The organism is Streptomyces sp. NPDC090442 (genome assembly GCF_044769405.1).
Taxonomy (GTDB): domain Bacteria; phylum Actinomycetota; class Actinomycetes; order Streptomycetales; family Streptomycetaceae; genus Streptomyces.
Genome location: NZ_JBIVXW010000004.1, coordinates 90850 through 115970, shown reverse-complemented (window position 1 = coordinate 115970; position 25121 = coordinate 90850). Strand labels below are relative to the sequence as shown.

The 25121-nt window shown below is 68.9% G+C and carries 23 protein-coding genes; 18 read left to right on the top strand and 5 right to left on the bottom strand.

The window, feature by feature from the left end; genetic code table 11:
- The first annotated feature begins 81 nt into the window (after positions 1–81).
- Entirely contained in the window at positions 82–1029 is a 948-nt protein-coding gene (locus ACIQU6_RS04875) for a helix-turn-helix domain-containing protein (protein ID WP_403480206.1), read from the top strand.
- 564 nt (positions 1030–1593) lie between these two features.
- Here ACIQU6_RS04875 and ACIQU6_RS04870 read toward each other — a convergent pair.
- Complete coding sequence (locus ACIQU6_RS04870; protein ID WP_403480205.1) at positions 1594–1839, bottom strand: alpha/beta fold hydrolase; 246 nt, start codon at positions 1837–1839, stop codon at positions 1594–1596.
- Between the two features lie 923 nt (positions 1840–2762).
- Here ACIQU6_RS04870 and ACIQU6_RS04865 point away from each other — a divergent pair.
- Positions 2763–3869 (top strand): DUF5954 family protein, encoded by a 1107-nt coding sequence (locus ACIQU6_RS04865; protein ID WP_403480204.1) that lies wholly within the window; start codon positions 2763–2765, stop codon positions 3867–3869.
- A gap of 99 nt (positions 3870–3968) precedes the next feature.
- Here the strand turns inward: ACIQU6_RS04865 and ACIQU6_RS04860 are convergent, their stop codons facing one another.
- Entirely contained in the window at positions 3969–4268 is a 300-nt protein-coding gene (locus ACIQU6_RS04860; RefSeq protein WP_403480203.1) for a hypothetical protein, read from the bottom strand.
- A gap of 95 nt (positions 4269–4363) precedes the next feature.
- Between ACIQU6_RS04860 and ACIQU6_RS04855 the strand changes: the two genes are divergently transcribed.
- From ACIQU6_RS04855 to ACIQU6_RS04835, 5 genes are all read left to right on the top strand, one after another.
- Complete coding sequence (locus ACIQU6_RS04855; protein WP_403480202.1) at positions 4364–4513, top strand: hypothetical protein; 150 nt, start codon at positions 4364–4366, stop codon at positions 4511–4513.
- A gap of 422 nt (positions 4514–4935) precedes the next feature.
- Positions 4936–5979, top strand: coding sequence for a PP2C family protein-serine/threonine phosphatase (locus ACIQU6_RS04850; protein WP_403480201.1), 1044 nt, complete (start codon positions 4936–4938; stop codon positions 5977–5979).
- 481 nt (positions 5980–6460) lie between these two features.
- Entirely contained in the window at positions 6461–6694 is a 234-nt protein-coding gene (locus tag ACIQU6_RS04845; RefSeq protein ID WP_403480200.1) for a hypothetical protein, read from the top strand.
- Between the two features lie 34 nt (positions 6695–6728).
- A complete protein-coding gene (locus ACIQU6_RS04840) occupies positions 6729–7019 on the top strand; it encodes a hypothetical protein (protein WP_403480199.1) in 291 nt (96 codons plus the stop codon).
- 285 nt (positions 7020–7304) lie between these two features.
- Entirely contained in the window at positions 7305–7892 is a 588-nt protein-coding gene (locus ACIQU6_RS04835) for a hypothetical protein (RefSeq protein WP_403480198.1), read from the top strand.
- A 726-nt stretch (positions 7893–8618) separates the two neighbouring features.
- On the opposite strand, the gene ACIQU6_RS04830 is transcribed toward ACIQU6_RS04835, so the two are convergent.
- Positions 8619–10208 (bottom strand): PH domain-containing protein, encoded by a 1590-nt coding sequence (locus ACIQU6_RS04830; RefSeq protein WP_403480197.1) that lies wholly within the window; start codon positions 10206–10208, stop codon positions 8619–8621.
- Positions 10209–11043: 835 nt separating this feature from the next.
- Between ACIQU6_RS04830 and ACIQU6_RS04825 the strand changes: the two genes are divergently transcribed.
- From ACIQU6_RS04825 to ACIQU6_RS04815, 3 genes are all read left to right on the top strand, one after another.
- Positions 11044–11649: a hypothetical protein gene (locus tag ACIQU6_RS04825; protein WP_403480196.1), complete on the top strand. Its 606-nt coding sequence runs from the start codon at positions 11044–11046 to the stop codon at positions 11647–11649.
- Between the two features lie 493 nt (positions 11650–12142).
- Positions 12143–12571, top strand: a complete 429-nt coding sequence (locus ACIQU6_RS04820; RefSeq protein WP_403480195.1) for a cupin domain-containing protein — start codon at positions 12143–12145, stop codon at positions 12569–12571.
- A 177-nt stretch (positions 12572–12748) separates the two neighbouring features.
- A complete protein-coding gene (locus ACIQU6_RS04815) occupies positions 12749–13108 on the top strand; it encodes a DoxX family protein (protein WP_403480194.1) in 360 nt (119 codons plus the stop codon).
- A gap of 211 nt (positions 13109–13319) precedes the next feature.
- Here the strand turns inward: ACIQU6_RS04815 and ACIQU6_RS04810 are convergent, their stop codons facing one another.
- Positions 13320–13799 carry a GNAT family N-acetyltransferase gene (locus tag ACIQU6_RS04810; protein WP_403480193.1) on the bottom strand — a complete coding sequence of 160 codons (480 nt, stop codon included), beginning with the start codon at positions 13797–13799 and terminating at the stop codon, positions 13320–13322.
- Between ACIQU6_RS04810 and ACIQU6_RS04805 the strand changes: the two genes are divergently transcribed.
- Positions 13729–13887, top strand: coding sequence for a DUF397 domain-containing protein (locus ACIQU6_RS04805; protein WP_403480192.1), 159 nt, complete (start codon positions 13729–13731; stop codon positions 13885–13887). The genes ACIQU6_RS04810 and ACIQU6_RS04805 overlap by 71 nt on opposite strands.
- Positions 13888–14672: 785 nt before the next feature.
- Positions 14673–15011 carry a hypothetical protein gene (locus ACIQU6_RS04800; RefSeq protein ID WP_403480191.1) on the top strand — a complete coding sequence of 113 codons (339 nt, stop codon included), beginning with the start codon at positions 14673–14675 and terminating at the stop codon, positions 15009–15011.
- A gap of 147 nt (positions 15012–15158) precedes the next feature.
- Here ACIQU6_RS04800 and ACIQU6_RS04795 read toward each other — a convergent pair whose 3' ends face one another.
- Positions 15159–15434, bottom strand: a complete 276-nt coding sequence (locus ACIQU6_RS04795) for a hypothetical protein (RefSeq protein ID WP_403480190.1) — start codon at positions 15432–15434, stop codon at positions 15159–15161.
- 666 nt (positions 15435–16100) lie between these two features.
- Here ACIQU6_RS04795 and ACIQU6_RS04790 point away from each other — a divergent pair.
- From ACIQU6_RS04790 to asnB, 6 genes are all read left to right on the top strand, one after another.
- Complete coding sequence (locus ACIQU6_RS04790) at positions 16101–17579, top strand: sugar transferase (protein ID WP_403480189.1); 1479 nt, start codon at positions 16101–16103, stop codon at positions 17577–17579.
- A 73-nt stretch (positions 17580–17652) separates the two neighbouring features.
- Positions 17653–18978, top strand: a complete 1326-nt coding sequence (locus ACIQU6_RS04785; RefSeq protein WP_403480188.1) for a nucleotide sugar dehydrogenase — start codon at positions 17653–17655, stop codon at positions 18976–18978.
- Positions 18968–20251: a glycosyltransferase family 4 protein gene (locus ACIQU6_RS04780; RefSeq protein WP_403480187.1), complete on the top strand. Its 1284-nt coding sequence runs from the start codon at positions 18968–18970 to the stop codon at positions 20249–20251. Before ACIQU6_RS04785 ends, ACIQU6_RS04780 begins: the two co-directional genes overlap by 11 nt.
- Entirely contained in the window at positions 20241–21611 is a 1371-nt protein-coding gene (locus ACIQU6_RS04775; protein WP_403480186.1) for a Wzz/FepE/Etk N-terminal domain-containing protein, read from the top strand. The genes ACIQU6_RS04780 and ACIQU6_RS04775 overlap by 11 nt, the downstream gene beginning before the upstream one ends.
- Positions 21608–23167, top strand: a complete 1560-nt coding sequence (locus ACIQU6_RS04770) for a Wzz/FepE/Etk N-terminal domain-containing protein (protein ID WP_403480185.1) — start codon at positions 21608–21610, stop codon at positions 23165–23167. Before ACIQU6_RS04775 ends, ACIQU6_RS04770 begins: the two co-directional genes overlap by 4 nt.
- A 3-nt stretch (positions 23168–23170) precedes the next feature.
- Positions 23171–25093 (top strand): asparagine synthase (glutamine-hydrolyzing), encoded by a 1923-nt coding sequence (asnB, locus tag ACIQU6_RS04765; protein WP_403480184.1) that lies wholly within the window; start codon positions 23171–23173, stop codon positions 25091–25093.
- Positions 25094–25121: the final 28 nt, after the last annotated feature.

Below are 25121 nucleotides of genomic sequence, written 5' to 3'. Positions count from 1 at the left end.
AGTGATCCACCGCGGAAATCCTGTCCCGTTCGGCGATCGATGCCCAGTGTCCGGAACGACATGCCCCGTACAATTCCCGACATGAGTTCCGCCCCGCACACCGTTGCGGTCGCCGCCACCGACGGGATGCTGCACTTCGAACTGGCCCTGGCCTACGAGGTCTTCGGCTCCGCCCCGGCCGCCCTGCCGGTCCCCTGGTACGCCGTCAGGGTGTGCGGCTCCCAAGCCGTCCGGGTCGGTCGGTTCCTGCTGGAGCCGGACTGCGGGCTCGACTGGCTGGCGCACGCCGACACCGTGATCGTCCCCGCCTTGGCGGACGTTGACGAGGACCCGCCGGCCGACCTGGTCCAAGCGGTGCGCGCGGCCCACGAGTCGGGCGCGCGCGTGGTCTCCTTGTGCACGGGGGCGTTCGTGCTCGCTGCCGCCGGCCTGCTGGACGATCTGCACGCGACCACGCACTGGGCCCACACCGAGGAACTGGCCGCGCGCTATCCCCGGGTGAGGGTCGACCCGGACGTGCTCTACGTCGACAACGGCAGCGTCCTCACCTCTGCGGGCAAGGCCGCGGCGATGGACCTGTGCCTGCATCTGGTCCGCCGCGACCACGGCTCGGCGATCGCCAACACGGTCGCCCGCCGCCTGGTCGTTCCACCCCACCGGGCCGGCGGCCAGGCCCAGTTCGTCACCACACCGGTGCCCGCCCAGGACGGCCATCCCCTGGCCGAGCTGCTGCCCTGGGTGATGCGACGGCTGGACCAGCCGCTCACCGTGGAGGACCTGGCCCGCCAGGCGAACATGAGCTCGCGCCACCTGAGCCGTCACTTCCGGTCAGTGACCGGCACCACCCCACTGCAGTGGCTGCTGACACAGCGCATCCGCCGCGCCCAGGAACTACTGGAGACCACGGACAACAGCGTCGACACCATCGCCTCGGCCACAGGCATGGGCACGGCAACCACACTGCGCCGCCACTTCCACCGCACACTCGGCGTACCACCGGACGCCTACCGCCGCACCTTCCGAGCGTGAGACTGCGCCCCTCTCCCGATCGAGCGGTCGACAACTCGCCTTCAGCAGCGGGCACTCGGCTACGCCCGTGGATTCGCAGGCGCACAATTGGCTCTCGACCAGGCTGTGGCGTGGCTCCCCTTCGCCTTGCCGGGAACACTCCAGTTGATCGCCGCACCCACCGAGTAGGAGCCCGCACCAGTACGTGCCGTCTTCGCACTGTCGGCGAAAGTTCTTGGCGCCGCGGCACCGGAGCCGACTCGCTCAGCCTGGTGGGCACCCGTGCCTCGACCACAAAGCAGTGCCTGCTTCCGACGTCCCCTCGGTGAACAAACGCAGCGCACAACCGCGACCGCGGCGTGCGGCAGCGCTCGTCGGCCTACCTCCACAGACGTGGGGGTAGGCCGACGACTCGGCCCCTCCGACTGCACCCTGTCGTCACCCCTGCGCATCACCGCTACAGCAGTTGAGCCGACGCAGCCGTGGTACCGGACTACGCGCGACCCACCGCTGAACCTGCACCGTCAGAGCACGGGAATGTGACCGGATCGGCGTGTCAGCCACCGTGCCAGTCTCCTCCCCGGCTCAGGCCCAGTGCTTCACGAACTCGATCGCTGCGGCGTTGGCCTCAGCGGGGTGCGAAGCACTCCGGAAGTGCTGGCCGCCTTCGATGACCTCCAGGCGTGCCGCCGGAGAACCGGTGAACATCCGTATCTCCTCCCGGGCGTTCGGAACGGAATACACCTGGTCTGCGGTGCCGTGCAGCCACAGGATGGGGCAGCCGACCTCGTCGAGCCTGCCGTGGAGCCCGTCGTGGTCCCCCAGGTGCACCGTGCTGAGGCGCAGGCGGCAGCGTCCGTCGTCACCGGCGTCGTTCGCGCGATAGGTGGCGAGCCAGCGAGGGCCTGCAGGTTGACGACTGCGCTGTCCCAGTAGGTGAAGTGCCGGTACGAGGACCTCGTGCGGCCATGTCCGTAAGGTTCCAGGGCGCGCAGGTTGACCGCGGAGCCGAGCACTGGGTCGGCGAACTGCGGCCGGTACAACTCGGCCGAGGTGTGTACGAGTTGATCAGGATCAGCGTCGGGAGCGCGGGATCGTACGGCCTGCCGAAGGTGTACCCGACGGTCGATCCACCGAGGTGGGGTATCTCAACGGTCTGGCCGATCTTGCTCGTGAACTGCTCCTCTGTTCCTCTGTCCGTGCGCGAGCTGGAGACGGGCGTAAAAAGCTGCAGACCGCCCAAGGGCGCCCGACAGCGCCCAGGTTCACGCCTCCCGCCCCCCCACACACACGACCCCGGCTCCAGCGCATTCCTCAACGACTCTGCCGCACATCACAGAACGTCATCCGCCGCGCGATGGAGCAGGTGCCTTCGCGATCGATGTGATGTACAGCCGCTTCCCGGTGGACTAATGACACCGCCTCTGGCCGAAGCAGCCAACTCGCCAGATCGCTTCCACTCCCCCGCGGAGAAACCATCTCTCCTCGGGCAACAGCCCATCTCGTGGGCCAGGGAGCTGTATCCAACCGGGGCGAAGCAAGCCGCCCTCCGTCGAGCGCGTCGGCTTCCGGATCTGTATCTCGCACGCGAGGCGGCTCAGCGCTCGCGGTGGCGTCGAGCAGCCAATGCACCTGTGCTGCTGGCGCTGATACCGGCCCCGCCCTATACACCCGCACCACGAATCCCGTGTACAGAATGCAGGAATTGGGGCGAATCCCCTCCAGGAGCATGTCGTGGTCGGCAGGATGAGGGCATGGACCATGGGGATGTGCGGCCGGGCGGGGTACGACCGATGGTGGTGCGGGTTCCGGTGGAACCGGTCGAAGCCGCCATGGAGGCCGACGCAGTTGACGCCGCTGCTCAGGTTGGCGAGGTAGCGATCCGCGGCCCGCTGTTCGGTGTGGCCGCGCAGGATGCGGACGACGGGCAGCGGTGGCGGGTGGTGGTTTCGGTGTCAACGGGCTGTCCGCAGATGGCCCGTGACAACTTGAATTCGCTGCTGTGGTTTCGCGCGAAGGACGAGGCCCCGGACAGAACTGAGCGTCGTGCCCTACTGACGGCGGTCGCCCGACTGGAGAGCGAGCCCGTCGACGAACTCACCGTGCTGGGCACCCGCTACCGGATCGTGCGCGCCGAGGAGTACGTCGGTGTGGGCCCGGACGGCATCGAGCAACCGCGCCCCACCGATCCGGAGCCTGTCACCCCCAACTGGGAGCGCGGCTCCCGGGAGGGGAAGATCGATGACGGTTTCGTCCTGGATCCGGATGCGCCGGTCACCCCCGCCCAGGCCGCGGAACGACTGACGCTACGCGGCATGGCCTACGCCGGTACCCAGTACCCCGACGACGTGCTGCTCGATTCGCGTCAGGCCGTGACCACCCACCCCGACATCCTGCTGCTACCCGCGACGTTCAAAATCGTGGAGCGGATCGGGACGGGCTGGAAGTCGGGCAGCGGTCTGCACGTCAGTGCTCATGATGCCCGGAAGACTCTGGACTTCTCCCTGACGTGGTGGGAACCCCGCGGGCGCGGCCTCATCCCCATGGAAGCCCACCCCAATGTCGACGCCCGTACCCGGGTCGCCGAGAACACTGACACCGCGGAAGGCGAGTTGGCCGCCTACGCCGAGGCCGCCGACCAGCTACGCGCCGGCCGGGTCAACCAACTGGAGGTCCTGGGCACGGTCTACCGGATCGGCCGCGTCCGCCGCCTGATGCGCTGGGGTCCTGACGGGCCCGAAGGGCCGCGTCCGTCCGATGTCAGCCAACAGGCCCCCAGCCGCATTCACCTCCCGCTCGACGAGGACGGCAACATCCAGTACGAGCACGAGGGCGACGGCGAGAGCGACGGCGAGGGCTGATTAGACGCCTGTTGGCACGACGGTGAGCAGCTGGCCCACATCGTCGAGGACCAGACCAGCAGACAGTCGACCAGACTTGCGCAGCGGGGCGGGGGAATCCTAGGAGGAGGGGGCAGGACGGTCGCGGCCGTCGAGTGCACCGCGCAGCAGAGCTGCCGTGGTGCCGGCGGCTGCTCGTTCCCCCTCGTCCTCGCTTACCTGGGCACGTTCTTCCAGCAGCACCACGGCCGCGTGTAGCAGGCCAGCCTGGACCGACACCGTCTCCAGCGCTGCCAGGGCGGCCGCGGCCTGCTCCGCGGCCGGGACAGCGCCGGATTCGGCTTGCGGAATGAGTGCGTTGACGCCACGTCGGAGAGCGCGGTCGCGAGGCGGCGAAGACTGGGACGGGATACCGGTCACCGGCACATCATCCCACCGTCTGCGGGTACTCACCGCTGGTCCGCAGGCAGGTCACTCCTGGCGGTAGTCCTGAACGACTTCTTCCGGGAGGGGAGTTGCACAACGCGCACCGGGCGGCTATCGCCCCCGCCGAGGTACCCGGCCAAACCGGCTTCGGCACCGGCACCGGCACCGGCACCGGCACCGGCACCAACCTCCGCATCCCCATGAGAGCCGCACCACACACCACCCCCTCCACTCACTGACGTGCGTACCGTTCCCGAGCCCACACCACACCCCTAACCAGCAGTACGACGGACCACCAGCAGCGCCCGCAGACCGGCCTCGCCGCGGCCACCAAGCCTTCCGGCACCTCGATCCACGGCGAGCACACACTGACGTGGGAGCCATGACCTCAATCGGGCCATGTTCCGCCTAGCCCTGGCCGCCCTGCACGAACCCGCCTCGCCCGCCCACTACGGCCAGTACTGAGCCCGTGGAAGCCCCACGCACGTCGTCCTCCGCCTCGCCCCGCCACGGCATCAGCGCGGCACGTCATTGCAGCCGCGCGACAACAGACGGCCGACTTCCATCCACTAAAGCACTTTGCCCCCTCTGTGTAGATACCCTGTGAAATGTGATCGAGTCTGAACGACCGCGGCTCCTTCAACGCGACCGGTGGAGGCTTGTGCGGCTCTCTCCGGTCGTCCTGACCTGCGTCATCGCCGGGCTGGCATACACCACTCCCCCGGAAACGGCCTTCAGCCGCCTCCTGCCCGCGGCACCGGCCCTCGCCGCCGCTATGTGGCCGGTGCTCCCCACCGTCCTGCTCGGGACGGCCTGCCTGCTGCTCATGATCGGCCTCAGCATCGTGTTCCCTGACCTGGGAACGTGGTGGACGGCCTCGGGAATCATCGCGGTCACCGTGGCGGCCGCGTACGGAAGCCATGTCCGGCTCCAGCGTGAGCGGACCCTCTTTCACGTGCGGCTCGTCGCCGACGCAGCGCAGAAGGTGGTGCTGAGCCCGATGCCCCGCCGCATCGGGAGCATCGAGGTCGAGTCGCTGTATCTCGCGGCCGCGGCGGAAGCCCGGATCGGCGGGGACTTCTACGAGGCCGCCAACACGCGATACGGGGTCAGGCTGCTCATCGGTGATGTGCGGGGCAAGGGCCTGCCGGCAGTCGGGGCTGCCGCGGCGATCGTCAACTCCTTCCGGGAAGCGGCCCACGGCGAGGCCGACATGGCCAACGTCGCCCGCCGGCTAGACGCCAGCAGCACCCGCTACAGCGCCGCCTTCCCTCTCGACGGGCCGGTGGAGCGCTTCGCCACCGCCCTTCTTGTCCAGATCCCGCACGAAGGGGGACGCATCGAGATCCTCAACTGCGGACACCCCTCACCGCTGCTCGTCAACGGCGGGGAACTCCGCTCCCTCGAACCCGCCTCCCCCTCACCGCCACTCAGCCTCGCGGAGCTGATCGGCGATCACTACACCATCGACACCTTCGACTTCGCCGCCGATGGCCTGCTGCTCCTCTACACCGACGGGGTCTCCGAGGCCCGCGCTGGTGACGGCGGGTTCTTTCCGCTGGCGGCCTGGATGCGCCAACAGCCCCTGGCCTCGCCCCACGAGCTGCTCACCGCTCTGCGCCGTGACCTCCTCAGCTACAACGGAGGAAACCTGAACGACGACATCGCCGCCCTCGCTGTGCGCCTGCACGGGCCCTCGGAGTAAGCCCAGCCCAGGTCACGGTCAGACGCGCACTTCCTCCTGCGCGCCTGGGGCAAGATCGACCCGCCCTGCCTCAACGGCGTGGATGGCATGTTCGCTGTCGCGGTCGATGCCCCACACGCCGCCAAGCTGTTCCCTCCTCGGGACTACTCCTTCCTCGGGGTGGTTCCTGCTCGGGGCGGGCTCACCGAGAAGCCGCTCTGCCGGCGGCCGCCGGCGCCCGCAGCGCTCGTCTGCCCGCTCAGGCCAGACGCCTCGAAGCGCAGCTCAGCAAGACCCTGAGCGAGCAAGCCTGCACCTCCGGGGCATCCCGTGCCCGAGCACAGAGGCTGCCCCGCGTGCCCACACCGCTGATGCCCTGCCACGCGACCGGGGACTGTAGCGGAGTTAAGACATCTGATCGGATTGCCCACCACGTGGGACCGGGAATACCTCACGTGCAACAATCAACGGCTTGCGCAAGTAACTAAGTTGGAGGCGATAGATGGCCGACAGGGTCAGCGGTGTGGTCCGGTGGTACAACCAGGTCCGCGGCACCGGGTACATCGACGGGGACGACGGCCGTGAAGTGCGGGTGGACCGCCAGGCCATCGAGGACGGGACCTTCGTGGTCGAGGGTCTGCGAGTGACCTACGTGCCCGTAGAGGACGAGAACGGCTGGCACGCGGAGTACTTGAACATCGTCCGGCGCTCGTCGGGAGCCGCCCATCACGAGTAGCCGGCACGACCGGCAGTCTCCAGGGTAAGCGGACATGCCCGTTCACCTCACATTGACGGAGGATCCGCCGGTCGGGGTCCGGGGTTTGTACGCCGATGCCGAGCAGCGACTGCTCGGCATCATCGTGCGCCGGGGCGGGGCCAGCATGCGACATCCGACCAGTTCGGTCTCCCGGGGGACCGAACCGCTCGCGACCGTCGCGGCGTTCATCGGCCGACCGCCTCGGCCAGGCGTCCAGCCGAGCCCGCGATCAAGCCCCAAGGCACTGTTCGAGATCTTGATGCAGGGTGATGAGCGGACGATTGAGCGGGCGACTCAATTGTGAACCGACCGCGCGCTGAAGGAGATTGAAGTCGTCCGCCGCCTCGCACCCCTGGTGGACGCTCAGTCGGCACCAGGAGTAGTACCGGGGCCACCCGGCCCTCCCCCGGTCGCCCCTCCGTGGGCCCACAGTCGCCGTGCCTCTGTTCAACGGACGAAGACCGTGAGCAAACGCGCTGGGTCGGGCCGTAGTCGAGCACAGCGGCAACAGCCCGAGCGGAAGCCGCCCACCGTACGGCAGACCGCTTGCTGCTATCGGTGTCGCAGCGGAGTCAAATATCCTGTGCGCGTGCCGACCTCGATCTACCACGTGCGCAAGACGTCGCTGGGTCCGAAGCGCAAGTACCGGATCTCCGCCGACGACGGGAACGGGAGACCGGGTAAGTCGCTCGGCTACGCGGAGAAGCAACTGAAAGTCTCCGACGTACTGGACATCTACCGTGACGAGCAGCGAAGCGAGAAGCTCGTGACCGTCCGGGAGAGCTCCAATGGCTGGCTCGCCGCCCTGACCGGCTACGAGGCGTTCGACCACGAGGGCCGGCTGCTCGGCTCTTTCGGGGTACTGCCGAAGAAGTCGGTCGGCCGGACGACCTGGGAGTTCGAACAGCGTGGCCTCGGCACGTTCACCGGTACCGAGCGCAGCGTCGCCACTGCGAGGGCCCGGCGACTGCTGACGCTCTTCGACACGGTCGGAGAGATTGCCGGGGCCTTGGTGAAGTACCACTTCGACTTCGTGCGGGACGGCGAGGTGGTGTTCAGCATCGACAAGCCCAAGGTGTTCGACGACTGGTACCGCCTGACCGTGCACGAGGAAGCCGCCGACAGGCAGTTGCTCTTCGCTCTGGCAGTGACGATGGAGGCGCGGCAACGGGGCTAGATGCAGATGGCACCGATACTCGGCAAGGAGCATCGCGTGAGACTGGCGACTCACCGATATCGGCTTAAGCGAGCACGATCCGCCTGTCCGGGGATGTTCTTGGCACGGTGCCACCACGGAGCAGTTCCCGCGCTCCAGATTCGTCGTCTCGGACGCGGTCTGACACTTTAGGCCACGCACTCACGGACCCGTCGGTAATCGCCTGCCGGGGACCGCTGGTACGCAGACGGTCGCAGTGAGCGGTTGCCAGCAGTTGACGTACCGTCCTGTTCGGAGGCTGGATGGCTCCGGGAAGTGCCAGCGTTGTGCTTCCACGCCATCGCTCTGGGCCACGCGGAAGTCGTCAAGCCACCGCCCCAAAACGAGCACCATCGGCATAGCCGAGGCGTTCAAGGCTGTGTAGTTGGGCTGGCGGGAGCCTTCCCAGGTAGCGGCGCTCTCGGGATCTCTGGGCAGTGCCCTTATGCATACTGACGACACCCTTGCTGACCCTCGGCCAAAGCCGTCGCCTGCTGGCGTTGCCGTCGAGTAATCCATCGGGGCCGAGTTGCGTCGACGATGCGCGCGGCTCTGCACCACTCTCGGAATCCAGGTCCTCTCTACCGAGGGTTCTGACTCCATTGCGCGCGAAACTTCCGCAAGAGCCAGGTCACTTGAGCCCCCTGAGCCTCCGCTCTCTCAAGTGGCCTGGCATCCCCGCTGGCCAATTACTGCCCAACTGGCAGTTCAGTGCGGCCGGTCAGGATCGTCGGAACCCTCGGAGGTCGTGCTGTGTGCGGGGGTTTTCGCGGGGGCCAGTTCGCGGATGACGCGGGTCAGGTCCTCCGGGGCGGCCGCGAGGCGAACTGGTACGCCGGCGTCATCGAGTTCGGCGATGTGCCAGCTTCTGGGGATCCCTTGGCCGTCGCTACCGCGTGCACGCCGCACGTTCTTGACGGTAAGTCGCTCCACCGGCACTCGCTTCGCCGCGAACCGGCCCGGGCCGGCGTGGGGTGTCACCGCGAGCGGGCCGCCGCCCAGGACGATGTGGGTGCCGAAGTGGTACGGGTTGTAGTCGGTGTGCTCCAGGAAGCAGGCGGCCACAAACACGTCCTCGTCGGCGGAGGGTTCCTCGGCAGTCCCTTCGGCCGTCGCGACCTCTTTGGGTGTCTGGACGCGAGTGGCACGCCAGGCCAAGGCGAACAGGCCCAGCGTGCACAGTGAGCCGGCGATCGCCCACGTGATCGCGACGGGAGAGTCGAGCAGGGTCGTGGAGTGGAAGTAGCAGAGCGGCAGTAGCCACAGGGCGGTACCGACGAGCGCGCCCGCGAACGGAAGGGCCGACGGCAGGACTTCGTCGTCAGGGAGCCGGCGCCCGCGCAGGCGCAGCAGTACCTGGGCTCCTGGGTAGCCCGCGGCCAGAGCGAACGCTGCCGCGACGACGGCCACCGAGCCGCCGGTGGGGACGTGGTCGCGCCACACGTAGTGCTCCCCGGCGATCTCCATCACCTTGCCGCGCCAGATGGTCAGTTCGACGCGTGCACCGGACTGGAATCCCGAGGCCGCGTCGTGGGAGACCTCAAGGCGCCTCAGCGGCTGGTTCTCGGTGAAGTACAACCAGCTGCTGCGCTTGGGCGGGTTGACCTCGGTACGCGCGATCACGGCCGGCCGGGTGGTCAGGCACTCGCTGCGATCCTTGGCGGGCGTCGCTGCGGTGCACGGGGCGGCCGACTTCCACGCCTGCGCGTACGACGCGGTGGTGGGCACGAACCATGCGGTCGCGCCCGCCAACACGAGCAGCAGCGCGCATCCGGCCAGCGAGCCGACCCAGCCCCTCCCCGCGGTGCGGTACGAGACGACGGGGACGTGCTCCGATTGCGGGGTTCCGAACTCGCGGTGCAGTGCGCGGAGCGCTTCCAACTTCGCATCGAAGTCAGAGGCGTACCCCGAAACGTCCTGTGGGAGAGGCAGGAGCGCCGTGCGCCCGTCCCGTAGCAGCAGGCTGACGCGGCGGACCTCGCTGACCCGGGGGTTGTTCGCGTGCAACAGGCGTACCCGCACGTCCGCGACGTCACGCCACGGTATGCTCCGGCGGCGCAGCAGCTTCCGGAAGCGCAGGCCATGTGCGTCGGCGGTCAGCTCGGCGGCAACCGTGAAGAGCGACACGATGCCCAGCAGCGCCAGCAGCACGCCGATGCCCACCAAGACATCCAGGATCGTGCCGCCATACGTCACGCGTACCACGGCCAGGCCCAGCCCGATCGCCCCAAGCCCGACGAATGACCAGAGGGTGCTCCTCCGGGAAGACCGGCACGTCACCTCCGTTGTAATGCTCATGTACGGAATCCTGCCATCGGTCGGACTGGTCCGGCTTGTGTGGAGTGCGGCAGCTTCCTGGCGGACAACGCTGCCGATGTACAGAAAATCCTGCCGATTTCGGGAAAGCGCGGCGCGTTGCCGCTTTCCAGTCCGGCCGGGCAACCACAGACGGCCCAGCCCACCGTGTCAACTGCTCGCGCTCCGGTGCCTGTCGAGAACCTCAGGGGCGGTCGGTCGATATCGCCGCAGCCCTCCACATCGCGCGCTCATCATCGACTTCGCAGCACCAGGCACCCTGTCAGTATCGCCACAACGTACCCACATGGCCCCCTTGTTCGAGTCGACGCCCGCGACGCAACCCCGACTCAAGGCGTGCAGAATCGGTCGTGCACGGCGCCAGGACATTCGTCATGTGTCCGTCCGTAGCAGGTGGGCCGGGTTGGGCTATTGACCGCTGCGAGGTGGCTTTCGCGACCGCGGCTGAGGGGCGTTCGTCGGCGTCGTTCTGCATGGCGTGGGCCTGACCGAGCTCTTCGCCCCAGGCATGTGAGCCCATCCCGGGCGGACGGCCGTGTCCCGCAGCGCTGTGAGGCTTGCGATCCTGCCTGTGGGCAACAACGCGTTTGCATCACGGTGGCGTTGAGACGGACATCAGCACCGAATTCAGCCTCCTTGCCCGCGCCACCGCCCGATGACCATGACAACTTCTCGCCCTTGAGCCAGCACTCAACGTCCCGGAATGGTTGGGCGGCGCTCGTTCAAGGCTTCCTGTCGGTGGTCCAGGCAACTCGCCACCCCCATGCCGACGCGAGGCCAGACGAGCGCGTCCCCTTCCGAACAGAACGGAGAGTCAATGAAGCTCAGGAACGGTGTCGCAGCCGTTGTCGTCGCCTGCGGACTCGCGGTGACTGGCATAGCGGGGACCGGTGCGGCACAGGCAACCACGCCCGCCTCCGCAGCCACGCCGGTCAGCCATGGAGTGAAGACCGCGGACCAACTGTCCCTGCAGCAACTCCTCGACGCGGCCGCGGACGAGGTCCACACGACGTTCCCCCACGCCACCCTCATGGTGGCCGACGGCAGTTCGCCCAGCGGCAAGACCCAGGACATGTCGCAGGTGACTGACTGGCGGCTCGTCTACAACACCAACAACTCCGCGTCCCGCATCAAGTCGCTCGAACTCCACGCCACTCTCGGCGGCGAGATCGACCAGCCGATCTACCACACCTCGTCGTGGGCGGGCGTCATGCCGATCACCGACCAGGCCGGCCTGACCCCCGACGAGGCGTACAGCATCCTGCAGGACGCCGGGCACGGAGCCGCCTACCAGTACGTCTCGCTGGTCAAGCCACTCGTGGCCCGGCCGCACCTGCAGTTCCACTTCTCCAACATCCGCGGTGGCTGCGACGGTTACGCGGTCAACGTCGACGACCTCGCCGTCAACCCCATCTGCGGCTGACCGACACCTCTCACCTAACGGCGGGGGACGGCTGGGCCCTGCCCCCTCCCCCGCCGCGCCGCCACACCGCTCCAGGGATCGTGCGCGACAGCCCGGCGCCGCGAGCTCAGATTCATCCCGAGAAGACGGCCCGACCTGGTGTTCCCCTGTGTCGGCCGGATCCCGGAGCGGTGGGCCAACCTTGTCCGTATCTGAGGGCCGGCCATGGAAAGATCCGAGGTCCGGCCAAAGAAAGCGGAACAGGGGCAGTGGGGTCAACTTCGATTCTGCACTGGTGAGTTGCTGGCCCAGGTGGAGAGGCACGTCAGTGGCGAAGCCGAATTCGACGTCGCTCTGTTTTTTGGGGAGTTGTGGAGCCAGGAACGACGTGATGTGTTCTGCGGCCTTCTTCGGGAGATCGGCCGGCGGTTGGGCAAGCCGGTGCTGATGCATCCGGAGGGTGGCCCTGGCGCTCTTCGATAACGTCCAGGCATTCGTTGGCTCGGTAAGCGTGATGGGGCAGCAGAGGCTCACCACCTCGGGAGGCGGGTCCTGGAGCCACGGCAGCCACACCGAACACCGCCTCGCGATCACCGAGTCCATCCTCGCCCCGCACACCCAGGGACCGCCCCAGCACCGCCACGGCGAACACGACGAGGGCTTCTACGTCCTCTCCGGCACCGTGCGGTTCACCGTCGGGAACGAGGACTACGACGCCACCACGGGCACGTTCGCGTTGATCCCACCCGGCACCCCGCACACCTTCGCCAACGTGACCGACCAACCCGCCGTCATGCTCAGCACGTTCACCCCGGACCTGTACGTGCAGTACTTCCGGGACCTCCAGGAGGTGCTCAGCGTCAGCGGCCGGCCGCTGACGCCACAGACCAACATCGCCGTGATGAACCGCTACGCGACCGAGCCCGCCGCCGACCTCGCCTGAAGCCGACGGCGAAGCACCACCCGGCCCGGCCGTCCTCTACTCGACCGGCAGGGCGGTGGCACTGCCGCCTTTCGACGTCCGGCTCCTTCGGACGACGGACCGGGCCGTCATCAGGGCTCTTCTACCAATCGACGCAATCGACGGGCCCCGTGAACCGGTGGCCCATGAACGGGAACCATGAACATCGTCTACTGGATCGTCGCGGGACTGCTCGCCCTCTTCTACTTCTACGCAGGCACGCTGAAGGTGATCCGCAGCCGCGATCAACTCCGACCGATGATGGCCTGGGTCGACCGCATCCCCTTGCCTGCCGTCAGGGCACTGGGAACGGTCGAGATACTCGGCGCGGCCGGTCTGGTCCTGCCGCCGCTGACCGGCATCGCCCCCTCGCTGGCGCCGGCAGCGGCCGTCGGCTTCGTACTCCTGCAGGCCAGCGCGCTCACTCTCCACCTGACGGGCGAAGACCGCCGGATCGCACTCAACGTAGGGCTCATCGTTACCGCGGCCGTGACCGTCTGGCTGGCCACCGGATTGTGATCGAGCACCGTTCTCGACCGGTGGCTGCGACGACGAGGTCCGCCGCGCCGCGGCCGATCGCCCATCACGGGGATTGCGCCGTGGGCGGCGTCCGACTTCGGCGGATGGCCCGACGCCACGCGATCGAGGTCTGGCCGTCGACGCCAAGAACAACCGCAACGCGGTGAGTACGGCAGGTTCGAGGACGAGCAGCCGTCGCGGTGGACGTCGCTCAGACGGTCAGCGGCCGAAGCATGGTCGTGAAGTTCGGGGAGTCCGGGAACGGTTGCTGGTTCCCGACCTTCCGATACCCCCAAGACTCGTACAGGGCCTCCACTTTCGGGTGGTCGGAGTCGACCAGGAGCGCAGCCAAGGTTTCGGGACGCTCCGCCAACAGGGCTTCGTGCAGCTGCTGCGCCATACCGGTCTTCCGCCACTGCGACCGAACCATCAGCTCAGACAGGGCGAAGGTCCGCGGATCGGCCGGCGCCGGATCGAGGGATCCGCGCCACCACTCGTGTCCCTCGGCGGCCGGGGCGCCGTATCCGAAGCCGACGGGTTCGCCGTCGTCGCAGCCGACGACGCAGTCGAATCCCGGGCGGGCGGACCATCTCTCGACGAACCAACCGAAGCGGTCGCGGGTGTGGGACGGGTCGTCCGACTCACCCGCTTCGGCTGCTACGGCTGACGTCGTTCCGGTCCGGGACAGCAAGGCACCGGAGGGCCCCGTCCTCGTCTTCTCGCCTTCCTCCTTCTCCTCCTTCATCTTGGCCGTCAAGGCCGACGCCTTCACTGGCTGACCCTTGGCACGCCGAGAGCAGCAGAACGGCGCCGTTCACCATCGCTTCCGTTCAAGTGGTCGCAGCAACACCCCAGTTCAGAGAGATGGACTTCCAGGTGAGGGAGATCCGGGAAGAGCCCCAAAGCTGCAAGGCCCTGGTCCGTGAGCGAGCGACTACTTCCGGCTCATGACCCAGGGCTTGCAGCTTGGAGGCACGCAGGGGCGTCGGTATCGACTGGGGGCAGTTGACGCGATTGTTCCTCAGCAGCCCGATGGGCAACCTGGTACCTACCCACGCAGCCCTGGGGAAGTGCAAGGCAACGGCGGCACCCGCGTCCGCCAGTCGGCGTGGGCCGCGTCTGGCAGCACCATGGCCATCAGCCGCCGAGCCTCGGCGACCGAGGGAGAATGCGGCGAGGCAGGCACTCTCCCCGAGCAGTTGCCCCCAGATCACTCCACACGACGTCTCGTCGCTCCTACGGCACCAGACCCCAACTCGCTGGAGCAATCGTCAGGCAGCGACTCCGAGTTCAGTGCGGGTCCGACGAAGGAACTCGCGAACGGCCGGCTCGCGCAGTCACGGTCCGAGGGCGCAGTCCCTGACCACAGAGGACCGGAACCGGACGAGTACGACGACGCGCCGGTGGCCGAGTTCGAAGTCGTGGGGCTGCTTGGAGGTAGGCGGCTCCGACGATGGCGAGGCGCCACCCCACCGTTGGGTAGTCCGTTCCGGGAGGAAATTCGCTGGGGCTCACTGGCATCCATCGGTAACCTGCAGGGAAGATCCCAGGGGGTGGATGGCTGATGCGGCCGGTGCTGTATGACCTGGTCTGGGCGACGACATGGGAAGAAGAGGCCAACGACTTCCTCGCGCCCCTTTTGGGACTGCCCACCCTCCCATTCATCTCGTGGACCCAACCGCGGTACCAGCCGGACAACGGCGTGTTCTGGAAGACACCCGAGATCGTCGCCTGGGCACAGGGCCACCCGTTCGCATGGGTCGACGACCAGATCACCGACGCCGATCGCGCGTGGACCCAAGCGCACCACTCAGGCGCAGCCCTCCTCCACCGAGTTGACCCTCGAATCGGCCTGACCGCCGACGATTTCGCGTTGCTGGCGAACTGGGCGAAGGAAACCTGAGCTACTGGATGAGCGTCAATGCGCCATCGAGAGCATCGTTTCCGCGTCAAGGCATCTCCCACACCGCGCACCGCGCGCATTCTGCACACTCTCCGAGCCCCGAGGTCAGCGACGCCTTCCGGCGGAACTCCACGATCACCACGCACTTCACATGATGCGTAATCGGCAAGATGCGTAATCGGCTCCTGCCGGGTAGCCCCCAGGCCGGCTCCTGCCTTCGCGCCTTCCGGCCAGGCCATGCGAGTCGACGAGCGTCAAACGGGCGTCGCCGAGTTGATCAGACTTGCCGCCGCGCTTCGAGCACCCGTTGTTCTTGTCCGCGGCCCTTTCGATCAGTGCCTGGGCCGACGTCGGGGTATGCACCCGGGCGTTGCGGCGGTCGCGGTCGCTTGTGAAGGTGCCGCCAATCACCGACACGACCAAGGCGTGTGCCTCGTTGTGTGGGTCGATCGTCCCGCCCGCCTTGCGTGCCCGCGGCGGCCCGCCGTGGGCACGAACAGCCCGGAGCCGTGGGCGAGTTGGGCGCCGTGGAAGACCCGCTGCAACGCGCCGATCGCTGCCGGGCGGAAGCCGCGCCCAGGTGCCCGGGCCGGTTGTTGGAGTGTGTGGTGGTGTCAAAGTGGCTGTAGACCATTACTGATCGGCAGGTTAAGTGTAAAGCCGAGCACAAGTTACACACATTCCCCTTACATGCCGGCTCCGATGTTCTAGATTGTGCGTGCTTCAGCGGGTCGGGCACGAGAAGACCAGTAATGATCTACAGGCCCGGCGCTACGGACAGCCAGCAGTCGCATGCCCGGCGCCAGACTTGAGAGTGATCAGTTCTTAGGCCCGAAGGGGGGCTTGGGTCCGGGGAGCACCCAAGGTTTCGATGCGTTCCCGCACACCTCGATCGAGTGACTGGCAGGACAGTCAAGTCCGCTGCCGCCAGGGTGCGTTGTTCAAGTAGCGCTGCAATAAGTCGGGATGTCATGCGCAGGGGGGCGTGGGCCTCCTGAGGGGCGAAACAGTACGGGAGGGCGGGGGCCTCCCGGGGGGAGGAACAGTGTTGGGCGAACACGTCGAACCACTGGTGACCTGGGGGGTCCTGTGCGGCAGGGGGGATTAGTCAGCCCGTTTCCGTCGGAACGAAGGCGACTGGCGAACGGGGCAGTCAGCCGGCCCGCGATTGACTGGGAACAGCGGTACCGCCGTACCGTGATCACCAGCGACACCCTGGCCACCGCCTTCGTCGTGGCGGCGATCGGCAAGTTCTTCGGGGCCCGGGACGCGGCCAACTGGCATGAGAAGTGGGGAATTCTCGCCTTCGGCACCGAGCTGCTGGTGCTGGGGACGCTTGCGGTGAACCGGTCGTGGGCTCCGGCCGTGCTCGGCCAGGGTGCCGAGGAATTCCGCCGGCTCGGACGCTCACTGTTCACGGCGACCGTCGTACTGGCGCTCGGCGGGATCGCCCTCGCCTCGCGCAACACCAAGCTCTGGATATTCGTCGCGATCCCCGCGATCGCCATCATCACCATGACCGCGCGGTATCTGCTGCGCCTCTGGCTGCACAGACAGCGCAAGGAAGGACGGTGTCTGCGACCGGTGCTCGCTGCCGGGAGCCCGGCCACCGTGCACGACCTGATCACCCGGACCCGCAAGTTCCCGCACCTCGGTTGGCGGGTGGATGCGGTGTGCACGACGGACGGACTCGGGCCCGACGGTGACCGACTGGACGGGGTACCCGTCGTCGGCCGACTGGCGGACGTCGCAGACCACGTACACCGTGACGGCTACCGTGTCGTCGCGGTCACACCGGACCCGCACTGGTCACCGGACCGCCTCCAGCGGCTGGCTTGGAACCTCGAAGGCAGCGACGCCGAGATGGTCGTGGCCCCCGTGCTGATGGAGGTGGCCGGCCCGCGGCTGCATGTCGACGCGGTGCTCGGGATACCGCTGCTGCGGGTCAGCATGCCGACCTTCACCGGGGGGCGCCGGGCGGTCAAAGAGGTCGTCGATCGGATGGGCGCGGCGATCCTGCTGATGCTGTTCGCACCGCTGATGGCGCTCGTCGCGCTGCTCGTGCTGGTGGACAGTCGGGGTGGGGCGTTCTACCGCCAGCGCAGGGTCGGCAAGGACGGCCGCGAGTTCACCATTCTCAAGTTCCGCACCATGGTCGCCGGGGCGGAAGGGGCACGTGCCGAACTGGCCGACCGCAACGAGGGCGCCGGTCTGCTGTTCAAGCTCCGCCGGGATCCACGGGTGACCCGGGTGGGAACGGTGCTGCGCCGGTACTCGATCGACGAACTCCCGCAACTTCTCAACGTGTTGACCGGATCGATGTCGCTCGTCGGCCCGCGGCCCCCGCTACCGGAGGAGTCCGCTGCGTACGGCCCGGACATCCGGCGGCGGTTGTTGGTCAAGCCCGGGCTCACCGGCCTGTGGCAGATCAGCGGACGCAGCGACCTGTCGTGGGAGGAGGCGGTCCGGCTGGACCTGCGGTATGTGGAGGACTGGTCGCTCGCCCTGGACACAGTGATCTTGTGGAAGACGCTGCGTGCGGTGCTCTACGGGCAGGGGGCCTACTGATGCGCGGGGAACGTCGTCCAGTTGTCGTGCGGACCGCAGGCCGGGAGGGCCTGCCTGGGGGGAGGGACGGGTCATGAGGGTCAGCGTTTTCGGGCTCGGCTACGTGGGCTGTGTGTCGGCCGCGTGCCTGGCCAGCATGGGGCACGAGGTCATCGGGGTGGACGTGAACCAGGTGAAGGTGGACCTGGTCAACGCCGGCAGGGCCCCGGTGGTCGAGGAGCGGATCGGCGAGCTCACCGCCGAGGTCGTGCGGGCCGGAGCGTTGCGCGCCACCGGTGACGTCCGCGCGGCGGTCGCGGGCAGCGAGGTGTCACTGGTCTGCGTGGGCACGCCGTCGGAGCCCAACGGCAGCCTGTGCACCACGTACTTGGAGCGGGTCACCGAGCAGATCGGCGCCGCGCTGGCGGATCGCGGTGGGCGCAGCGGGCGGCACACCGTCGTGTTCCGCAGCACCATGCTCCCGGGCACCTGTCTGAACCTGCTGGTACCGATCCTGGAGAAGTCCGTCGGCGGCACGGCCGGGGTGGACGTCGGGGTCGCGGTCAACCCGGAGTTCCTGCGCGAGGGCACGAGTGTGCGGGACTTCTTCGACCCGCCCAAGACCGTCATCGGCGAGCTCGACCGGGCCAGCGGCGATGCGGTGACGGCGCTGTACGACGGCTTGCCCGGCGAGGTGTTCCGGGTGCCGGTCCCGACGGCCGAGGCGATCAAGTACGCGGACAACGCGTTCCACGGCCTCAAGGTCGGCTTCGCGAACGAGTTGGGCGCGGTGTGCCAGGCACTCGGGGTGGACTCGCACCAGGTGATGGACGTCTTCCTGGCCGACCGCAAACTGAACATCAGCCCCGCCTACCTGCGGCCCGGCTTCGCCTTCGGTGGCTCCTGCCTGCCCAAGGACCTGCGCAGCCTGGTCCACGCGGCGCAGCGGGCCGACGTATCGGTGCCCATCCTCGCCCACGTACTGCCCTCCAACTCCGACCACCTGCAACGCGCGGTGGACCTGGTCGAGCGCACCGGCAAGCGCCGGGCGGGCCTGTTCGGGCTGTCCTTCAAACCCGGCACCGACGACCTTCGCGAGAGCCCGCTCGTCGAGCTGGCGGAGAGACTCTTCGGCAAGGGTTACGACCTGCGGATCTACGACGCCAACGTGAGCCTGTCCCGGCTGCTCGGCGCGAACCGCGAGTACATCGAGACCCGGCTGCCACACCTCGCGCAGTTGCTCGCCGATTCCGTCGACGAGGTGCTGGCCCACTCCGAGGTATGTCTGGTCGGGACCAGGGATCCGGCCGTGCTGTCTGCGCTGCCCCATGGCGACGGCCCGGTGATAGTCGACCTCATCCACCTTCCCGACGCCGAGGCGCGCCGGGCCGAACCGGGGTACATGGGCCTTGCTTGGTGACACATCGTTTGGTGACACGGCCAGCGGCGACCGGTCGAACCGGCGCGCGCTGGTCCTGGTGGAGAACCTGTCGGTGCCGTTCGACCGGCGGGTGTGGCAGGAGTGCACGACGCTGCGCGACGCGGGCTGGGAGGTGCACGTCATCTGCCCCCGGGGGGAGAAGCGGGACACGGAGCCGGAGGCGCTGATCGACGGGGTGCGGATCCACCGCTACCCGTTGCGGGCGGCCACCGGAGGGCCGGCCGGCTACCTGCGGGAGTACGGATCGGCGCTGTGGCATACGGCCCGACTGGCCCGCAAGGTGGGCGCGGTCGACGTGGTCCACGCCTGCAACCCGCCCGACCTGCTGTTCGTGCCGGCTCTGTGGCTGAAGCGGCGCGGCGCGCGGTTCGTCTTCGACCAGCACGACCTGGTACCCGAGCTGTACCTCTCCCGGTTCGACCGCGGCGAAGACCTGCTCTACCGCGCCGTGTGCGCGCTGGAACGGCTGACCTACCGGGCCGCGGACGTCGTGCTCGCCACGAACGAGAGCTACCGGGACGTCGCGGTACGCCGTGGCGGCAAGCGGCCGGCGGACGTCTTCGTGGTGCGCAGCGCTCCGCAGACCGACCGGTTCCAACCGGTGCCGCCCGAGCCTGAGTTGAAGCGCGGCAAGCCCCATCTGCTGTGCTATCTCGGCGTCATGGGCCCGCAGGACGGCGTCGACTACGCACTGCGGGCCCTTGCGAAGCTGCGCGACGAACTCGGGCGGACCGACTGGCACGCGGTCTTCGTCGGCGCCGGCGACGCGTTCGACGCGATGGTGGCACTGTCGCGGCGGCTCGGGCTGTCCGGGCAGGTGGAGTTCACCGGGCGCATTCCGGACGCCGACCTGGTGCGCTACCTGTCCACCGCGGACGTGTGCCTCTCCCCCGACCCGCGCAATCCGCTCAACGACGTGTCGACCATGAACAAGGTCCTGGAGTACATGGCGATGGGCCGGCCCGTCGTGTCGTTCGACCTCCGGGAAGCGCGGGTCTCCGCCGGTGACGCCGCCCTCTACGCGCCCGACAACGACGAGGCCGGATTCGCCAAGCTCATCGCGCTGCTGCTGGACGATCCGGAAAAGCGGGCCCGGATGGGCGAGATCGGCCAGGAGCGGATCAGCGGGCAGCTTTCCTGGCGGAACTCGCAGGCGTCGCTGCTCGCCGCCTACGCCGCTGCCTGCCGTGACCGCACTCCGGTGTCGGCGGGCAACTCGGCCCGGAGGAGAGGCCGCGCCGTTGAGCGATGACACGATACGCCTGGCCACGATCGGGCGGATTCTCCGTCGGCGTTGGCGACTTCTCGCCGCCCTCGCCGTGGTGGGTGCGCTCGTCGGCTACGGCACCTCGGTGGTGTTCCCACCGCGCTACACGGCATCCGCATCGGTACTGCTGCCGGGACAACGGGAGGAGCGCGAGCTGCTGACCCAGGCGGAGATCGCGACCAGTTCGGCGGTACTCGACCGCGCGGCCGCCGCCCTCGGCTGGACGGCCGTCAGCGGCGGCAAGCTACGGGATCGAGTGAGCGCCACGGCCGCCGACGGGAACATCGTCAAGATCTCGGGTACGGCCGACACCCCGGAGCGTGCGCAGCGGCTCTCCGACGAGTTGGCCCGGCAGTTCGTCACCTTCGCCGCGCGGATCGCGGGCGACAACAACACCGCCCCCGACGCAGCTGCGGGGGCCGAGGCACTGCGACAGAAGGTGGAGCAGTCCAACCGCCGCATCACCGACCTGGCCAATGCCGCCGACCCGGGGCAGACCGTGGAGGGCGTGCAGGCCCGCACCGAACTGGAGAAGCTGCGCACCGCGCTGCAGGAGGCCATGAAGAAACTGGACCAGGCCGGCCCGGCGACCAGCACGGCCGGCATGGTCGTCATGGGGCCGGCGGCCCGGCCGACCGGCGAGGCACCGCCGACGAGGACGCAGCTCATCGTCGCCGGGGCGCTGCTGTTCTTCCTGCTCGCGATCATCGGCCATCTCGCCGCCGCACGTGGTAATCGCCGACTCCGCACCGGGCCGGAGATCGCCGCGGCACTGGGCTCAACGCTCCTGGGGAGCGTCGACGTACCCGGTGAACGGCCCGCGCACCGGCCGACCGGCCGTGGCCCGCGGGCCTGGATCCGCCGGCTGTTGGGCATCGATGCCCGCTGGGACATGCCGACCCCGCGGGTGTCCGGCGATGAGGCCGGCGGGAGAATCCGCTACCGGCGGGTGTGCGAGCGCCTCCGGGACCAACTGCCGGCCCCCCGGCGGCTGCTGGTTGTCGTGCCGGACGGCGACGAGGTGGCCCGTCGGGCCGCCGGGCAGCTCGTCGCCGAGGCCGAGAGCGGTCCGCTGCTGCGGGTGGTGGGAGTTTCGGTGACCCAGCCGATGGTGCCGGACCGCGGCACCGAGTCCGGTGCCCTGGTCGTGCTCAGTGCGGGCAGTTGGACCGCAGAGGAGCTCGCCGGCATCGCCGAGGCGTGTGCGGACGCACGGCATGAGGTCGTCGGCGCCGTCGTCGCCGGCACGGTCCGGGCCCGTCCGACACGGTCTGCCGGCCATCCTCCGGACGACGCCACTCCCGCGCTCGCGGTGGGCAGCCACGCAAGGGGAGGCTCGGTGTGACGACGGGCAAGACTTCGCAGTCGTCGACCGCTGCTCCGCTGCTGGACCTGCAGGCGCTGGTGGTGGCGGTGCGCAGGCGCCGCCGCCTCTGGTGCTCGATGGCACTGGTAGGGCTGCTGGTCGGCGCGGCGGTGGCGGTCCTGCTGCCGCCGCAACCGGCCGCGGTGACCAAGGTGCTGGTCGCGCATCAGGCGGACCAACCGAACGACACCGGGACACTGATCCGCACCGACGCCGAGCTGCTGCAGACCACGCAGATCGCCGGCAAGGCCCTGCAGTCCCTCAAGTCCCCGGAAAAACCGGAAGACTTCATCCCGGACTACCGGGGCACCGGCCTGACCAACAACCTGCTGCAGATCGATGTGACAGGTGACAGCGACGCGCAGGCGGTGGCCCGCGCCAAGGCGCTGGCCGATGCCTTCGTCGCGGACCATGTGAGGCGGATCCAGGACGCCGCCAACGCCGAGGCCAAGACCCTCCTCGACCAACGTGACCGCACACGGGACGAACTCGCCCAGGTCAACAGGTCGATCGGAGACGGATCGTCGAAGAGCGGACCGAAGGCGTCGGCGAACACCGAGTCGCTCTTCGCCCGCCGGGCCGAACTCACCTCACAGATCACCGATTTCGGCCGGCGCGCCGCGGAGGCGCGCCTCGGTACGCCCCAACTCGTCGCGGGCACACAGATCGTGGACGCCCCGCACGCGGTGCGACACCCCCTGCCCAGGACCGTTGCCACCGACGCCGCGATCGGGCTCGTCCTCGGGCTCGTCCTCGGGCTCGCGCTGGCCACGGTCGGCGTGGTGGTGGCGGACCGCCCCGTGTTGCGCCGGGACATCGCGGCGAACCTGGGCGCCTCGGTCATCGCTGAGCTGCCCCGCCGGTCGGGCAGGCGGTGGCAGCGCCGCCGGACCCGGGCGGCGCGCGAACGGCTCACCACGACCCTGGCCCGTACCGTGCGCGGCTGCGCGGAACCGGTGTCGCTGCTGGAACTGGGCTGTGCGCGCAGCACGGTGGTGATCGCCCTGGACCTCGCCGGAGCACTGGAGACGCAGGGGCCGGTGGTCATCGTCGATGGTCTGCCGGGCCCGGAGCTCGCCAACAGCCGCCAGAGGCCGGGAGGTCCGGCCGTGGTCGACGGCGCGCGTGCCGCGGCGGTGCCGGATCCGGGGCACCGGCTCGGCGTCGGCTCGGTCGCGCCCGGCACGGCGTGGACCGACCTGCGCCACCTCGGTAGCCAGACCGTGCTCGTCGTGCGGGCCGGGCACGGCAGCGCCGCGTGGCTGCACACCGTGGCGCGGCAGCTCGCGGACCAGTGCGTTGCGGTGATCGGTGTGGTGCTGATCGACCCCGATCCGCGGGACCGGACCGACGGCACGCTGTGGGACGGGCTGCACATCGCGCTGCGGGGGCACGGCCAGCGCTCCGCCCGGCAGAACGAGACGGGCCGGCAGCAGGCGGAGCGGCAGCCGATGTGGGCCAGTGGGGCCTCCCCTGCTCGAACGACGTTGAGAGCTCGGGGACGGATCCCCGACAACGACCAGGAGGCACGGTAGGAGATGTGTGGCATCGCAGGGACCTACCGATGGCCGGACGGGAAGGTCGTGACCGACCGACTCACCGACACCCTCGCCCACCGCGGTCCGGACGGGGCGGGCCGGTACAGCCACCCCGCCGGTGACGGCGAAGTGCACCTCGGACACCGCCGGCTGGCCATCATCGACCTGTCCGAGACCGGCGCCCAGCCGATGGTCTCGGGCGGCCTCGCCCTGACGTACAACGGCGAGCTGTACAACGCACCCGAACTGCGCGCCGAGTTGGCAGCCTCCGGGGTGCGTTTTCGCGGCACCTCCGACACCGAGGTGGTGCTGGAGAGCTGGCGGCGCTGGGACACGGGGTGCCTGCCGCGACTGCGCGGCATGTTCGCGTTCGGGATCTTCGACGAGCGAACCGGTGAACTGGTCCTCGCCCGTGACCAGTTGGGCATCAAGCCGCTGTTCCTGCTCCGGCGCGGAGCGGGCCTGGCGTTCGCCTCCGAGCTCAAGGCACTCGCCGCCGCGACCGGCGGGTCGCTGCAGGTGGACCATGCGGCGCTGGTGGCCTCGCTGCTCTACTACTGGGTGCCGGACTCGCGGTGCGCGTTTCGCGAGGCGGAGAAGCTGCCGCCGGGGAGCTGGCTGCGGTGCCGGCCCGACGGCCGGGTGGAGCGCGGCCGGTTCTGGCGCCTTCGGGACGTCGCCGCCGAGGGCCGGGAGCGGGCCCGGGCCGGCGAGCGACCGGATGTCGCTGCCCTCGTCGAGGAGTCGACCCGGCGCCACCTGCTCTCCGACGTGCCTGTGGCGACCTTTCTTTCCGGCGGGCTGGACTCCAGCTACCTGACCGCGCTGGCGGCCCGCCACCAACCCGGCATCTCCGCTTACACGATCGGGTTCCGCGCCGAGGACGCCAGGTTCGAGGCGATGCCGGACGACCTGCGCTATGCCCGGCGGGTGGCCGAGCGGTTCGGCGTCGACCTGCACGAGATCGAGATCGCTCCGAACGTGCTCGGCCTGCTGCCGCAGATGACGTACCACCTGGACGAGCCGATCGGCGATCCCGCCGCGATCAACACGTTCCTGATCTGCGCGGCCGCGCGGGAGGCCGGGATCAAGGTGATGCTCTCCGGGATGGGTGCCGACGAGCTGTTCGCCGGATACCGCAAGCACCTGGCCAACCTGCTCGCGCTGCGCTACCAACGCGTCCCGCGGCCCCTGCGGCGGGGCCTGTCGCGGGCGGTGGACCGGTTGCCGGTCGCCACCTCCCGTCGGGGGTACCGGTCGGTGCGCTTCGCGAAGCGGTTCCTGTCCTTCGCCGATCTGCCGGAGGAGACCGCGTTCCGGCGCAGCTACACCATGTACGACCAGGAGGAGTTGCTCGCCCTGGTCCATCCGGATCTGGCCGGGGTGGTCCAGGACGTGTTGACCGAGCACGCGGACGTCTACCAGGACAACGACCTCGACGACTTCGTCAACCGCATGTGCCTGGGCGACACCCGGATGTTCCTGCCGGGTCTGAACCTCGCGTACACGGACCGGTCGAGCATGGCCGCGTCGACCGAGGTGCGGGTGCCGTACGTGGACGTCGAGGTGGTCAGGGCGGCGTTCGCCGTGCCCGGCGATCGCAAGATCGTCGGGCGGCAGGGCAAGGCGGTCCTCAAGGAGGCGGCCACCTCGGTGCTGCCCCGGGAGATCGTCTACCGGCCCAAGGGCCTGTTCAGCGCCCCGCTGCGCGCCTGGATGAGCCGGGATCTGGCACCGCTGGTGCGCGAGGTGGTGCACGACGGCGAGCTCGTACGTTCCGGGTTCCTGCGCCGCGAGGCACTGGCGCGGCTCGTCGCCGAGGACGCCGCCGGACAGCGGGACTTCTCCAAGCATCTGTGGCACGTACTGACCCTCGAACACTGGTATCGCGGCGCGACCTCCGGGTCTCGCCTGACGGCATAGCAGACGGCGTAGAAACAAGGGGACTTGG